Source organism: Curtobacterium sp. MMLR14_010, from assembly GCF_001865015.1.
GTDB lineage: Bacteria > Actinomycetota > Actinomycetes > Actinomycetales > Microbacteriaceae > Curtobacterium.
On the sequence record NZ_MJGV01000046.1, the window covers coordinates 521,384 to 534,016 of the forward strand.

A 12,633-nucleotide genomic window follows, 5' to 3' on the forward strand; every position below is an offset into this window, starting at 1 on the left:
CCCTCTGATCGGAACGTCTTGCTCCGCGACCCTACCGGTTCTGCGCTGCGCTGCCGTCAGTCGGCGCGTCGTGCGGCCACGACCTGCACGACGACGGCCGCGCCCATGAGCACCACCATGACCGATCCCATCGCGATCGCGGTGCCGCCGAGCAGCCCGGCCAGGGGTGTTCCGAGCCCGCCGAGCCCGAACGACAGGCCGCCCTGCAGCGCTGCGGCGGTCCCCGGATGGGCTGCACCGATGTGCTGCGTCCTGGTCATGGCGGCCGGCAGGACGAAGCCCCACGCGGCGGTGACGACGGCGAGGCAGCACCAGACGGCGACCGGACCGAGGCCGATGACCGCCGAGCCGAACACCCCGGCGGCGCCGATCGTCCCGACGAGCAGGCCGGTGGTGAGCAGCGCGTCCTCGGAGAACCGCCCGACGACCCGCCGGAACACGAGCGTCGTGACGATCATCATCGTGGCGTTCGTGGCGAAGACGATCGTGTAGAGCTGCTCGGAGAAGCCGAACTGCGTCTGGAACACGAACGAGCTCGTCGCGATGTACGCGAAGAAGCCGATCGTCGAGAGCACGCTCGTGAGCAGGTACGCCCGGAAGCGCGGGATCGCCACGAGCTGCCGGATGCGCTGCCAGTTCGCACCGAGTCCGATCCCGCCGCGGGCAGCCGGACGCAGGGTCTCGTGGAAGAACGGCACGACGAGGGCGAAGAACACCGCGCCGAGGACCGCGAGTACGACGAACATGACCCGCCACGTGCCGACGAGCAGCACCGCTCCCCCGGCCAACGGCGCCACGACCGGGCCGATGGCGTTGATCGCGGCGAGGGTGCCGAAGACCTTCGCCATCCGCGGCCCCTCGGTGACGTCCGACACCATCGCCCTGCCCGCGACGGCGGCGGCGGCCCCGGCCAGGCCCTGCACGACCCGCGCGGCGACGAGCGTGCCGACGTCGGGCGCCAGGGCGCAGCCGAGCGAGGCGAGCGCGAACAGCGCCGTCCCGCCGAGCATCAGCGGCCGCCGACCGATGCCGTCGCTGACCGGCCCGGCGAGGAGCTGCCCGACCGCGAACGCCACGAGGAACGCGGTGAGCGAGAGCTGCACGGCGCTCGGGGTGCTGCCGAGGTCGCGGGCGATCGCAGGCAGCGCCGGGATGTACATGTCCGTCGCGAAGGGCGAGACCCCGACGATGAGCGCCAGCGGCACGATCGGGGGCAGGGTCATGCGGATGGGTCGGTTGCGGGTGCGCGCCGTCGTCACGGCGGCAAGGCTACGCGCTGCCGAATCGATTCGACGGGGGTGGGGTCAGTCGCGGTGGCGGTGGCGGGGTGGCGGTGGCGGTGGCGGGGGCGGGGTGGGCGCGGGGGCGCGCACCGTGCGCGGTCGCCCGGCCGGTGCGAGGTTGCGCACTCCGTGCGCCGCGACGGCCCTGCACGACGTGCGCAACCTCGCACCACACGGCGGGGCGGGCGGCGGGGCCGGACGGCGGGGCCGGACGGCGGGGCCGGGCGGCGGCGGGGCCGGGCGGGGGTGCGAGCGGTCACGACACCCCGCTCGCGTCCGCCGGGTGGTCGGGAACCGTCGTCCCGGCGACGTCGGAGCGACGATCCGTGGCCGGTCGGCGTCGCGCCGACGGGGCGTCGCGACCACTCGACGAGGGTGACCGGCCGGCGGCAGGCGCACCACACGACGGACGCACACCGTGCGCGGTCGCCCGGCCGGTGCGGGGTTGCGCACTCCGTGCGCCGCGACGGCCTCGCACGACGTGCGCAAGCTCGCATCAGGCGGGGATGCCGGCGGCGGCGGGTGCGGGCGGGGGTGCGAGCGGTCACGACACCCCGCTCACGTCCGCCGGGTGGTCGGGAACCGTCGTCCCGGCGGCGCCGGATCGACGAACCGTGGCCGGTCGGCGTCGCGCCGACGGGGCGTCGCGACCACTCGAGGAGGGTGACCGGCCGGCGGCAGGCGCACCACACGACGGACGGGAGGCTCGGTGCCGGCTGGCACCGAGCCTCCCGTCCGGGGGCGCGCACCGTGCGCGGTCGCCCAGCCGGTGCGAGGTTGCGCACTCCGTGCGCCGCGACGACCCCGCACCAGGTGCACAACCTCGCACCACGGTGCGGGGCCGCGAGCGGTCGGGAACCGTCGGACCGGCGGCGCCGGAGCGACGAACTGTGGCCGGTCGGCGTCGCGACCACTCGACGAGGGTGATCCGGCGGCGCGGCGCACCACGCGACGGACGGGAGGCTCGGTGCCAGCTGGCACCGAGCCTCCCGTCCGGTGGCGCGCACCGTGCGCCGCGACGGCCCCGCACCACGTGCGCAACCTCGCACCAGGCCGCGGGACCTGGCGAGACCCGGGGCCGCGCGGGTCAGCCCGTGTTCTGGAGGCCGGCGGCGATGCCGTTCACCGTCAGCAGGAGCAGCCGGTGGTCGGCGTCCGTCGGGTCGGTGCTCCCCGTCGTGCGGATCGCGCGGAGCGCCCGGAGCTGCAGGTGCGACAGGGCGTCGACGTAGGGGCTGCGGAGTCGCACGGCGCGGGCGAGCACCGGGCGGTCCTGCAGGACGTCGGAGCCGCCGGAGACCCGGAGGACCCAGTCGCGGGTGCGGATCATCTCGTCGAGGACGGCGCTCGCCAGGTCGTCGCGGTCGGCGAGGTCGAGGTAGCGACGGGCGATCTGCTCGTCCGTCTTCGCGAGGGACATCTCGACGTTCTTGATCATCGCGCCGAACAGCGGCCACTCCCGGAAGGCGGTGCGGAGGAGGTCGAGGTCGCCGACGGCCTCGAGCGCGGAGCCGAGGCCGTACCAGCCGGCGAGGTTGATGCGGGCCTGGGTCCAGGAGAACACCCACGGGATGGCGCGGAGGTCCTCGAGCGACTCCACCGACAGGCCACGGCGGGCGGGACGGGAGCCGAGCGGCAGCAGCCCGATCTCCTCCATCGGGGTGACCCGGGCGAACCAGGGCGCGAAGCCCTCGGCCTTGACGAGGGCGTGGAAGGCCTCGCGGGAGACGTCGTCGAGGCGCTGTGCGAGGTCGCGGAAGCGGTCGGCGGCGGCCTCGGTGCGGGCCTCGTTCGAGGGCGAGGACGCGAAGAGCGTCGCCGCGGCCATCTGCTCGAGGTGTCGGGCGGCGATGTCCTGGTCGCCGTACTGGGCGAAGATGACCTCGCCCTGCTCGGTGATCTTCAGGCGGCCGTCGATCGACCCGGGCGGCTGCGCGAGGACGGCCTCGTTCGCGGGTCCGCCACCACGGCCGAGCGAGCCGCCGCGGCCGTGGAACAGGGTGAGCTCGACGTCGTTGTCCCTGGCCCAGCGGGCGATGCGGGCCTGGGCGTCGTACAGCGCCAGGTTCGCCGAGACGGGGCCGACGTCCTTCGAGGAGTCGGAGTAGCCGAGCATCACCTCGAGCTTCCGACCGGTCACGGCGAGGCGCCGCTGGAAGGCCTCGGTGCGGACGGCCTCGTCGAGGATCTCGACGCTGGCGTGCAGGTCGGCGAAGGTCTCGAACAGCGGTATGACGTCGAGGACCGGCGCGGCCTCGACGGACCCGAGGGCGGCGGCGGCCAGCTCGTGCACGTTCGCGAGGTCGGCGGCGGACTGCGTGAAGGAGACGATGTAGCGGTTCGAGGCCCGGACCCCGTAGCGGCGCTGCAGGTCGGCGATGGTCCGGAAGACCGCGAGGACCTCTTCCGTGGTCTCGCTCAGCTCGCCGCCGGCGCGGATATCGGCCAGGGCGGTCCGGTGCACCTGCGAGTGCTGGCGGATCTCGAGCTCGGCGAGGTGGAACCCGAACGTCTGGACCTGCCAGATGAGGTTCTGCAGCTCGCCGTACGCGGGTCGAGCGGCACCGCCGACGACCAGGGAGGCCTGGATGACGCGGAGGTCGGCGAGGAAGGCCTCGGGGCCGTCGTACGCCAGGCCCGGCTCGCCACGGCGGGTGGCGTCGAGGCGTGCCGCGGTGAACAGCAGCGCCCGGCGGTGGGTCTCGTTCGGCGCGCGGATGCCGATGCGCTCGGCGATCTCGGCGTCGAGGGCCTCCTGGGCGAACACGAGCGCCGTGAGGCCGGGGTCGGCCGGGGTCTCGTCGTGATCGAGTGTCAGCGTGCTGCCGATGCGGGTGGCGGCGCGGGCGAGGCCGAGCAGGATGTGCTCGGCGGCGATCTCCGCGGCCTGTCGGGTGACGGCGGCGGTGACGTGCGGGTTGCCGTCGCGGTCACCGCCGATCCACGTGCCGAAGCGGACGAAGGCCGGAGCCTGGACCGGGGCGCTGCCGGCGGCGTCGCCGAGGAGCCGGTCGTCGAGCAGGCGGTAGACCTGCGGGACGATCTCGAACAGCGTCTGGTCGAACACGCTCATCGCCGTGCGGACCTCGTCGAGCGGGGTCGGCCGGGTGGTGCGGAGCGGGGACGTGCGGAGGAGGGTCGTGATCTCCTCGAGGAGCCGGCGCTCGTTCTCCGCGCGGGCCATGGCGTTCTTGGCGGAGTCCCGCTCGTCGATGAGGTCCGTGATGCGTCGGACGGCCGTGGTGACCGCGCGGCGTCGGGCCTCGGTCGGGTGGGCGGTCAGGACGGGGTGGAACCGGAGGCCGTCGAGGCGCGCGGCGGCCTCGTCGGGGCCGAGCTCGTCGACGAGGCGCGCGTACGTCGCCGGGAAGGAGTCCCCCGCGACGCCGCCGTCGTCCCCGCGGAGCCGGAGCACGCGCACGCGGTGGTGCTCCTCGGCCAGGTTCGTCAGGTGGAAGTAGGTGGTGAATGCCCGAGCGACCTCTTCGGCACGCTCGGCCGACATCCCGGCCACGACGGCCTCGGCCCGTGCGGCCCCCTCGGCGTCGGAGCCCTCGTACGCCGTGATGACCGCTGCGCGCAGGGACTCGACGTCGCGCAGGAGCTCGTCGCCGCCGCTCTCCCGCAGCACGCGGCCGAGGAGTTCGCCGAGGTAGCGGACGTCAGCGCGGAGGTCGCTGTCGACCGCACCGCTGACATCGTCGCGGGCACTGCCGAAGCGTGTCGAACCGTCGATCGCCGTCATGGGGTCCTTTCGGGTCAGGCTCGCCCGGGGTACCGGTCCGGGACCCCAGCAGCGTATCGGGAGCCGGCCGCGCGTGACGACGACCGTCCAGACGGCCTGGCACGGTGCGCGACGCGCGGTGCACGGCGCTCGGCGCTCGGCGCTCGGCGCCACCGTGCACGACGTGCGGTGACTGCGAGGCGCAGTCAGCGGTCAGGCGGTGGCGGACGCCGGCGGCGCCAGCGGCCCGCGCTGGGCGTCCAGTCCCGCGAGCAGCCCCGTGTTCAGCGCGTACGCGAGCTCCACCTCGGCGATGACCCGCTCGCGCTCGACGTCGTCCCAGGGCGCGGCGTCGAGCTGCGCGCGGTACGTGTCACCGAACGCGGTCGGGTCGGCGACCTGGTCGAAGATGTAGAAGAGGACGCCGTTCGTGTCGAACCCGAACTGTTCCGCGACCAGCGAGCCGAGCAGGTGGCCGCCGGACAGGTCACCGAGGTAGCGCGTGTAGTGGTGTGCGACGAAGCCGCCCGGCCACGTGGCGGCGACCTCGTTGAGCCGGCGGACGTAGGCCGTGGTGGCGGGGAGCGGGCACACGAGCTCGGCCCAGTCCGGCCCGACCAGGTACTCCAGGTCCGCGCGGATCGCCGGCATCCGGGTGAGCTGCGGCGTGACGAAGGGCGCGGCGACCGGGTGCTCCGCCATCCGCTCGGCAGCCCGTTCGAGGGCGTCGTAGACGAAGGCGTACTGCCCGAGCAGGGCGGCGTAGTCGGCCACGTCGCACTGGCCGTCGACCAGGTCGTGCATGAACCCGTTGCCCGCGCTCGTCCCGTGCGAGCGCTGCGTGCGTCGGCGCAACAGCTCGGAGAACGGGGTGACCGTGGTGTCCATGGAGGTAAGGCTAGCCTTACCCTTGGCGACGTCAAGGGGCTTCTCCCAGGAACCCGGCCGCCATCCGAGAGGACACTCCCCCACGATGAGCTCGAAGAACCGCCCTCAGTCCGTCTTCGTCGTCGAGCGCACGGAGCGCCTCTCGCCGCACATGGTCCGCGTGCACCTCGGCGGCCCCGCGTTCGACGACTTCGTCGCCGGCGCCGACCCGGCGAGCCTCGCCGCGACGGACACGTACGTGAAGCTCCTGCTCGCGAAGCCGGGGCTCGGGCTGGAACCGCCGTACGACCTCGAGGCCCTCCGCGAGACGCTCCCGAAGCAGGACCGCCCGGCCCGCCGCACGTACACCGTCCGCGCCGTCGACCATGTCGCCCGCACCATCGCGATCGACTTCGTGGTGCACGGCGACGACGGGCTCGCGGGACCGTGGGCGGCAGCAGCGCAGCCCGGTGACCGGCTCGCCCTGTCCGGTCCCGGCGGCGGCTACGCCCCGAGCGACGACCCCGACGTCACGCACGTGCTGCTCGGCGACGACAGCGCACTCCCCGCCATCGGCGCCGCCCTGGAGGCCATGCACGCCTCCGCCACGGGCGTCGCCCTGGTCGAGGTGGCCGGTCCCGGCGACGAGCAGGACCTCCGGCGCCCGGCCGGGGTCGACCTGCGGTGGCTGCACCGGGACGCCACCGGCGCCGAGCCGGGCACGCTCCTGCTCGCAGCGGCGCAGGCGCTGCCCCGTGCCTCCAGTCCGGTGCAGGTGTTCGCGCACGGCGAGCGGGCCGCGATGAAGGCGATCCGTCGGCTGCTGCAGGACGAGTGGCAGCTGGAGAAGCGCGACCTGTCGCTCTCCGCGTACTGGGCGCTCGGCCGCGCCGAGGACCGGTTCCAGGAGGAGAAGCGCGAGCCGATCGGCGTCATCTTCGCCTGAGCGTCGGCCGGCGGTCCGGTGCCGGCCTGGAGGCTCGGGTGGCGTCGGACGTGCCGGGTAGCGTGCCGCGCATGGTCCCGTCCTGCTGCGTCCCCGGCTGCGCGAGCCCGCTCGCGCCCGGCGCGCCGGTGCCCCTGTGCGCGCTGCACGTCGCCGTCGTCGCGGACCACGCCGCTGAACTCGTCGGCGTCGAGGACCTGCTCCCCGGCCCGTGTCCCGTCTGCGGGTCACGGGTGGGCGTGCGGTTCGCCGCGGGCTCGGTGTGTGCGGTGTGCGAGTGGCGGTGGGGCGAGGTGCCCGACGGCGACCTCGCTCCCCCGCGGGTCGACGTCGTCTACTACCTGCGGCAGCGCGACCACGTCGGCGACCGCGTGAAGATCGGCACGACGGCGAACCCCCGGCAGCGGCTCGCCAGGATCAGCCACCAGGACCTGTTGGCGTTCGAGCGCGGGGACCGCCGGCTGGAGCGCCGGCGCCACGAGCAGTTCGCCGCGACCCGGTACCCCGGCACGGAGTGGTTCCGCGTGACGCCCGAGCTGCTCGCACACGTCGACGTCGTCGCCGCGGGCGTGTCCGACCCGTGGGACGCTCACGCGCGGTGGACCAGCGAGGCGCTCGCGCTGCGCGGCTGACGCCGCTTCGTACCCCTGGCGAGGTACCCCCCATGGGTATACGGTGGGGGTACGACGACGAAGGGACGACCGCGATGAGCGAGCAGCTGACGAGCACCTACGGGATCACCGGCATGACGTGTGGCCACTGTGTGACCAGCGTCGACGAGGAGCTCAGCGCGCTGCCCGGGGTCACCGACGTCGCGGTGGAGCTCACCGTCGGCGGCGTCTCGACCGCCCGCGTGACGAGCAGCCAGCCGCTGTCGGCAGACGACGTCGCCGCCGCCGTCGAGGAAGCGGGCTACACGCTGGTCGCCTCGTGACGGCCACGGACACCCCTGTCGAGCTGTCGATCGAGGGCATGACCTGCGCGTCCTGCGCGAACCGCATCGAGCGGAAGCTCAACAAGCTCCCCGGCGTCTCGGCCAGCGTGAACTACGCGACCGAGCGCGCCACGGTCACCCTGCCGGCCGAGCTCGCGGTCGACGACGCCATCCGCACGGTCGAGGCCGCCGGCTACGGGGCCCACCTGCCCGAGCCGACCCCGGACGACACGGACACGACCGCACCGCTGCGTCGGCGACTGGTCCTCTCGACGGCTCTGGCGGTCCCCGTGGTCGCCCTGTCGATGGTCCCGGCGCTGCAGTTCCCGGGGTGGCAGTGGGTCGCGCTCGTCCTGGCCCTCCCCGTCGCGGTGTGGGGCGCGTGGCCGTTCCACCGCGCCGCCGCCGTGAACGCCCGCCACGGTGCTGCGTCGATGGACACCCTCGTCAGCGTCGGTGTCGCCGCCGCGACGCTGTGGTCCGTGTGGGCGCTCGTGTTCGGCGGTGCCGGCGCGATCGGGATGCGGATGGCCTTCACCTGGCTGCCGCACCCCGGTGCAGCGCCGGAGCCCTACTTCGAGGTCGCCGCCGCGGTGACGGTGTTCCTGCTCGCCGGCCGGTGGTTCGAGGCCCGGGCGAAGGACCGCTCCGGCGCGGCGCTGCAGGCACTCCTGGCCCTCGGCGCCCCGACCGCCCGGGTGCTCCGCGACGGCGTCGAGACCGACGTGCCGACCGCCGCCCTCCGGGTGGGTGACCGCTTCGTGGTCCGTCCGGGTGACCGCATCCCCACCGACGGCGTCGTGGTCGAGGGCAGCAGCGCCGTCGACACCAGCGTGATGACGGGCGAGGCCGTCCCGGTCGAGGTCGGTCCCGGCGATGCCGTCGTCGGCGCGACCGTCAACGCGGGCGGCCGGCTGACGATCGAGGCCACCCGCGTCGGCCAGGACACCGAGCTCGCGCGCATCGGTCGACTCGTGGTGTCCGCACAGACGGGGAAGGCCGACGTGCAGCGCCTGGCCGACCGCGTGTCCGCCGTCTTCGTGCCGATCGTGCTGGGCCTGGCCGTGCTGGCCCTCGTCGGCTGGCTCCTGCTCACCGGGGACGTGCAGGCCGCGTTCACCGCCGCCGTCGCGACCCTCGTCATCGCCTGCCCCTGCGCGCTGGGCCTCGCGACGCCGACCGCACTGCTCGTGGGCACCGGGCGTGGCTCCCAGCTCGGCATCCTGATCCGCGGCCCCCAGGTGCTCGAGGCCACCAGGCGCGTCGACACCGTCGTGCTCGACAAGACCGGCACCGTCACCACGGGTCGGATGACCGTGAGCGGGGTGACCGCCGTCGCGGGCACCACCGAGGCGTCTGTCCTCGCCCGGGCGTCCGCCGCCGAGGCCGGGTCCGAGCACCCCGTCGCGCGGGCGATCGTGGCCGCGCACCCAGACCACCCGGTCGCCGAGTCCTTCCGGTCCAGCGCCGGGCTCGGCGTGCAGGCCGTCGTCGACGGTTCCCTCGTCCTGGTCGGGCGACCGGCATGGCTCGCCGACCAGTGGGCTGTCGCGGTCCCCGACGAGGTCACCACGGCCGTCCGGACGGCCGAGCACGCCGGGGCGACGGCCGTCGTCGTGGCGTGGGACGGCGTCGCGCGGGGTGTCGTGCGCGTCGCCGACACCGTCGCACCGACCAGCCGCGACGCGGTCCGGCGGATGCACGCGATGGGGCTGCACACCGTCATGCTCACGGGTGACGCCGAGGCCGTCGCACGCACCGTCGCGGCCGAGGTCGGCATCGAGGACGTCATCGCCGAGGTCCGGCCGGAGGACAAGTACGACACCGTCGTCCGCCTGCAGCACCAGGGCCGCTCCGTGGCGATGATCGGCGACGGTGTCAACGACGCCGCAGCACTCGCGGCCGCCGACCTCGGCATCGCGATGGGCAGCGGGACCGACGCCGCGATGGAGGCCGCGGACATCACCCTGGTGCGTGCCGACCTCGGAGCGGCGGCCGACGCGATCGCCCTCGCGCGTCGCACCCTCGGCACGATCAAGGCCAACCTGTTCTGGGCCTTCGCCTACAACGTGGCCGCGGTCCCGCTCGCGATGGCCGGCCTGCTGAACCCGATGATCGCCGGTGCCGCGATGGCGCTGTCGTCCGTCTTCGTCGTCAGCAACAGCCTGCGCCTGCGGTCGTTCCGCAGCGGGGCTGACCACGCCACGGGCACGGCGCCGGCGGCGCGGACGGCGCGCGCTCAGCGGGCGTAGGCGTCGACGAACAGCGCCCCGCGCAGGTCACGGAGCGTGTCGACGAGCCGGTCGACCGTGCGGCCGGAGATGCCCGACACCTGCAGGTCGTACGGGCCGAGCGCCGGGAGCCGACCCGTGCGGATGCGGACGACCTCCCACCCGACGCTCCGCAAGGCGCGGTCCTTCCGCCGGTCGGAGTCCTCGCGGGATCCGACGTGCTCCAGGCCGTGCCGTCCGGTCGAGTCGTACTCGATCGCCACGCGGAGCTCCGGCAGGATGATGTCCGGCCAGGCCTCGACGTGGTCGTGGAACGGGCGGTCGAGGCGGATCGCGTTCTGGTCGAAGGTGAAGTCGAAGCGCGACGACAGTGCGGCACGGAGCTCGGCCTCCACCGCGGACGCCGTTGCGGGGGCGCAGACGCTGACGAACGGCTCGCCGGAGGGCAGCCTGGGCGTCTTCGGGCAGATCGTCCGCGGCATCGTGGCCCGGGAGCCCGACGTCCGTCCGACCCCGCGCCCGCGCCCGGCTCGTGTCGAGGCGACCGCACTGACCGGCATGTTCCCACCACCACCACGGCGAGCGGGCGCTGCGGGCAGGGTCTGTCGGCCCGTCGCCCGGACAGCGCGCTGCGGAGCGGGGACGGCGGCGGGCCAGTCCTCAGGGAGCGTGGGCCAGCGCTGGGGCTTCGCCATCAGGGAGCACTCCGGGCACCAGACGGACCGTCGGCGTTCGCGCCCCGGTCGACCGCGCTGCTCGGCCGGGGTCGCGACGAACACGTGGCCGACGTCGCACTCCCACGTCAGCAGGACCTCGGCTGCCGGCGGGATCTGCGTCAGGACGACGCCGGCGTTCCAGTCGGGGTGGTACTGCCGGATGAGCACGGGGTAGGACGCCCAGGCCTCGCGGAACTCCCCCACGGCGTACGGCATCGGCACACCGCGCGACCACTGTCGGCGGCGCCACCACGCGTCGACGGGTTCCACCACGGCCGTCACGGTAGAGCGGACCACCGACAGAACTGCTCGGACTGGTTCGTGCCGTCAGCGCGGCGGCGGGACGATGGTGAAGCGCTCGGGTCCGGCGGCCGACCCGTCCTCGAGCACCCGGATGCCGGACTCCACGCATGCCGAGACCCCGTCGCGGTGCACGCGCTCCGGGCGCGGTCGCCGTGGGATGCCGGCGTCCCCGAACACCGCCCACGCGTTCGGTGCAGCGGCGCTCGTGAAGCGCGTACTGTACCGGACCCCGGCGAACCCGGCGGCGTCGAACGCCCGCGCCCACGCCTGTGGCACGCGGTAGTCGACCATCGTCTGGAGCTCCGCCCCGACCCCGTGCCGGACGGCGTCGGGCGCGGTGACGTCGGCGAAGCGACGACCGCGGGACGCCCGAGCCGCGACGACGACCATCTCGCGAGCACGACCGACGAACACGGTGTTCGTGTGCAGCGTGTGGTGGGCCAGGCGCTCGCGCACGGCGACCTCGACCGAGTCGGCCCAGTAGCAGGTGCCGCGCGGATCGGCGAGGTCGAACCGACCGCCGTCGACACCGTCCGCGTCGGCCGGGGTGCTCGCGAACCACCAGGCGCCGCGGTCGTGACGCTTCGCCCGGTAGAACGTCGTGCCGCGCGACTCGACGCTCGGGAAGTCGGCGAGGTCGGCGTCCTCGGTCGGTGCGAGCTGTGCGACCTCGGTCCGGCGTTCCGTCACGCGTCGGCCAGCCAGGCGCGCTCGGCACGGCGGGCAGCACGCAGCACGGGGTCGTACCGGCCGTCGCGCAGCGCCTGGGCAGCGGTCGTGCCGCCGAACTCGTCCGCGACGGTGTTCAGCCAGAGCGCGCTGCCCCACGGGTCGATGCGGTCCGGGTCGAGCAGCGCCAGGACCTCGCGCAGGTGCGGCAGGGGTGCTCCTGACGGTCCGAACTGGAACGAGGGGAAGATCCGGCTGCCGTCGCCGATCTTCAGGCCGAGCAGGTCGCCCTTCGCGCTGGCCTTGCTGATGGCCTGCCGCGTGACACCGCGCCACGCTGCGAGCGAGGACGCGTCGTAGAAGGGGCCGATCAGCTCGTCGGCCTCGTGCTTGACCGACGGCAGCGCGGCGACCATCCGGTCGGCGAGTGCCCCGACGTCGGGCACCGCGGCGAGGGCCTCGTCGTAGCGGCCCCCGCGGAGTCGGTCGCGGATCGCCGACAGCAGCGCCGCCTCCGTCGTGCTGGTCCCTGCGTGCTGTGTCGTCGGCATCGTGCCCGCCCTCCTGCAACCGTGTCAACCGATCCTACGACCACCGTGTCAACCACGTCAACCGAATCAGGCCGATGCCATACCCTGGAGGGGTACCGACTCCAGGAGGCGTCATGACCGACCACACGCACGGCTACATCTCGTCGAAGGACGCCTACCTGAAGCGCCTCAAGCGGATCGAGGGCCAGGCGCGGGGGTTGCAGCGCATGGTCGAGGACGAGCAGTACTGCATCGACATCCTCACGCAGGTCTCCGCCATGACGAAGGCCCTGCAGTCGGTCGCCCTCGGCCTGGTCGAGGACCACCTGACCCACTGTGTGGCCGATGCGGTGGCCGACGGCGGCGACCCGAGCGCCAAGGTCAAGGAAGCGTCCGAGGCGATCGCCCGACTCGTCCGCTCCTGACCCGC

The 12,633-nt window shown here is 74.1% G+C and carries 11 protein-coding genes; 5 read left to right on the plus strand and 6 right to left on the minus strand.

Annotated elements, in window-relative coordinates:
- Positions 1–56 precede the first annotated feature (56 nt).
- From BIU98_RS11005 to BIU98_RS11015, 3 genes are all read right to left on the minus strand, one after another.
- Positions 57–1,259, minus strand: coding sequence for a multidrug effflux MFS transporter (locus BIU98_RS11005; RefSeq protein ID WP_254787860.1), 1,203 nt, complete (start codon positions 1,257–1,259; stop codon positions 57–59).
- A 1,111-nt stretch (positions 1,260–2,370) separates the two neighbouring features.
- Positions 2,371–5,028 (minus strand): phosphoenolpyruvate carboxylase, encoded by a 2,658-nt coding sequence (locus BIU98_RS11010; RefSeq protein ID WP_071275813.1) that lies wholly within the window; start codon positions 5,026–5,028, stop codon positions 2,371–2,373.
- Positions 5,029–5,220: 192 nt separating this feature from the next.
- Entirely contained in the window at positions 5,221–5,895 is a 675-nt protein-coding gene (locus tag BIU98_RS11015) for a heme oxygenase (biliverdin-producing) (protein ID WP_071275815.1), read from the minus strand.
- A gap of 85 nt (positions 5,896–5,980) precedes the next feature.
- On the opposite strand from BIU98_RS11015, the gene BIU98_RS11020 reads away from it, so the two are divergent.
- The 4 genes from BIU98_RS11020 (at position 5,981) to BIU98_RS11035 (ending at position 10,006) form a co-directional block, all read left to right on the plus strand.
- Positions 5,981–6,820, plus strand: a complete 840-nt coding sequence (locus BIU98_RS11020) for a siderophore-interacting protein (protein ID WP_071275817.1) — start codon at positions 5,981–5,983, stop codon at positions 6,818–6,820.
- A gap of 71 nt (positions 6,821–6,891) precedes the next feature.
- Positions 6,892–7,452, plus strand: a complete 561-nt coding sequence (locus BIU98_RS11025) for a GIY-YIG nuclease family protein (RefSeq protein ID WP_071275819.1) — start codon at positions 6,892–6,894, stop codon at positions 7,450–7,452.
- A gap of 32 nt (positions 7,453–7,484) precedes the next feature.
- Positions 7,485–7,754, plus strand: a complete 270-nt coding sequence (locus tag BIU98_RS11030; protein ID WP_254787863.1) for a heavy-metal-associated domain-containing protein — start codon at positions 7,485–7,487, stop codon at positions 7,752–7,754.
- On the plus strand, positions 7,751–10,006 hold the full coding sequence (locus BIU98_RS11035; protein WP_302847966.1) for a cation-translocating P-type ATPase: 2,256 nt from the start codon (positions 7,751–7,753) through the stop codon (positions 10,004–10,006). Before BIU98_RS11030 ends, BIU98_RS11035 begins: the two co-directional genes overlap by 4 nt.
- On the opposite strand, the gene BIU98_RS11040 is transcribed toward BIU98_RS11035, so the two are convergent.
- Genes BIU98_RS11040 through BIU98_RS19445 form a run of 3 tightly spaced genes read right to left on the minus strand, consistent with a single transcriptional unit; the run spans position 9,994 to position 12,224 of the window.
- A complete protein-coding gene (locus tag BIU98_RS11040) occupies positions 9,994–10,974 on the minus strand; it encodes a hypothetical protein (protein ID WP_071276481.1) in 981 nt (326 codons plus the stop codon). The two genes, BIU98_RS11035 and BIU98_RS11040, sit on opposite strands and share 13 nt — an antisense overlap.
- Positions 10,975–11,028: 54 nt before the next feature.
- The gene (locus BIU98_RS19440) at positions 11,029–11,694 is read right to left on the minus strand and encodes an RES family NAD+ phosphorylase (protein ID WP_071275823.1); all 666 of its coding nucleotides are present in this window, start codon (positions 11,692–11,694) and stop codon (positions 11,029–11,031) included.
- Positions 11,691–12,224, minus strand: a complete 534-nt coding sequence (locus tag BIU98_RS19445) for a hypothetical protein (RefSeq protein ID WP_071275825.1) — start codon at positions 12,222–12,224, stop codon at positions 11,691–11,693. The genes BIU98_RS19440 and BIU98_RS19445 overlap by 4 nt, the downstream gene beginning before the upstream one ends.
- A 113-nt stretch (positions 12,225–12,337) precedes the next feature.
- On the opposite strand from BIU98_RS19445, the gene BIU98_RS11055 reads away from it, so the two are divergent.
- On the plus strand, positions 12,338–12,628 hold the full coding sequence (locus tag BIU98_RS11055) for a metal-sensitive transcriptional regulator (RefSeq protein ID WP_071275827.1): 291 nt from the start codon (positions 12,338–12,340) through the stop codon (positions 12,626–12,628).
- The last annotated feature ends 5 nt before the right edge of the window (positions 12,629–12,633 follow it).

Coding starts and splice junctions, on each gene's coding strand:
- BIU98_RS11030 (WP_254787863.1), top strand. CDS start 7,485: ATGGGTATACGGTGGGGGTACGACGACGAAGGGACGACCGCGATGAGC.
- BIU98_RS19445 (WP_071275825.1), bottom strand. CDS start 12,224: ATGCCGACGACACAGCACGCAGGGACCAGCACGACGGAGGCGGCGCTG.
- BIU98_RS11055 (WP_071275827.1), top strand. CDS start 12,338: ATGACCGACCACACGCACGGCTACATCTCGTCGAAGGACGCCTACCTG.
- BIU98_RS11020 (WP_071275817.1), top strand. CDS start 5,981: ATGAGCTCGAAGAACCGCCCTCAGTCCGTCTTCGTCGTCGAGCGCACG.
- BIU98_RS11025 (WP_071275819.1), top strand. CDS start 6,892: ATGGTCCCGTCCTGCTGCGTCCCCGGCTGCGCGAGCCCGCTCGCGCCC.
- BIU98_RS11015 (WP_071275815.1), bottom strand. CDS start 5,895: ATGGACACCACGGTCACCCCGTTCTCCGAGCTGTTGCGCCGACGCACG.
- BIU98_RS11010 (WP_071275813.1), bottom strand. CDS start 5,028: ATGACGGCGATCGACGGTTCGACACGCTTCGGCAGTGCCCGCGACGAT.